Annotated in this window: 1 protein-coding gene and 1 pseudogene; one reads left to right on the forward strand and one right to left on the reverse strand. The window is 40.8% G+C overall.

Translation table 11 applies throughout. The features are described from left to right. Positions 1-251, reverse strand: a pseudogene (locus ACFO5Y_RS03475) (IS21 family transposase); the annotation flags it as partial. Positions 252-359: 108 nt separating this feature from the next. Between ACFO5Y_RS03475 and ACFO5Y_RS03480 the strand changes: the two are divergent. Next, the coding region (locus tag ACFO5Y_RS03480) for a transposase (RefSeq protein WP_380706349.1) at positions 360-1,169 on the forward strand (810 nt) is incomplete at its 3' end.

The raw sequence follows: 1,169 nt of genomic DNA on the forward strand, positions 1-1,169 counted from the left end.
AAATAATTTTTATTTGTTCTTCTCTTTTTCTTAGGAAGACGATAGTCTTCTTCTAACCACAAGGAGACGACGTCTCCCCATTCTTCATCGTACATCATCCCTGATTTTTTCGTACTCTTTTCTCCAGGGAGGATGGCATTATCGGCATACTTTTTAGCAGTACGCCAATTAATATCTAATGTATTAGCAATTTCATTAATTGATTTATCGTGATTATTCCGTAGATTTTTGATAGTATTAATATCGGTCATTGTTAGCATCCTTTTCTACCTCCAAGTTAAGCGTCGTAACTTAAACTTTAGAGGATTATTGGGAGGCTAACAAGGCCTTTTTTTATTGCTAGGCTATGTACTTTTTCGTTGCAATCTTCTGTACTTTTATATTGCCATAAACAAGGAATTAAAGACCCTCACATTAAATTAACACATGGTTTACAAGAAGAATCCTATGGAGATGTTCAACCATTTCGTTCATCGGTTCAATCGACTTCCCTTGACGTGAAGGGGGCCCATCGAAAAGTCCTCACGGTGACGGGCCATCTCGATCATCTGCCTCAAGCCTGTTCTCACTGTGGCTGTCTAAATCAAAGTAGTCACGATATCATTCGAAACGGTACGATGAATTCCGTTGTTTTATTGGGACAATACAACTTTCAACCTGTCTATTTAAAGTTAAAGAAACAACGCTATTTGTGTAAACATTGCCGTCGGACCACAGTGGCCGTCACTCCCTTAACTCGTCGGCATTGTTTTATTTCTAATGCGGTGAAGTATGTCATCATTGAAGAATTAGCTCAGATGCAGTCCATGACCTTAATCGCCCAACACCTGAATGTTTCAACTACGACGGTCATCCGTCAATTAAAAACCTATGGGGACAACCTAAATCCTAAGCCTAGCCGCTTGCCGTCCCACTTGGCGATCGATGAATTTAAATCGGTTAAAAATGTGCCCAGGGCAATGTCGTGTGTGTTAATGGATAACGCGACACATCAAATGGTGGATATCCTTGAAGACCGAACTCAAGGGTATTTAAGGGATTATTTCTTACGGTTCTCACTGGAAGAACGGCGGCAGGTGAAAACCATCACCATGGACATGTATTCCCCTTATCGAGACTTTTTACCGCGGTTATTCCCGAATGCCCATGTCATTATTGACCGCTTCCAT

This window comes from Ruoffia tabacinasalis (assembly GCF_042652985.1).
Classification (GTDB): Bacteria; Bacillota; Bacilli; order Lactobacillales; family Aerococcaceae; genus Ruoffia; species Ruoffia tabacinasalis.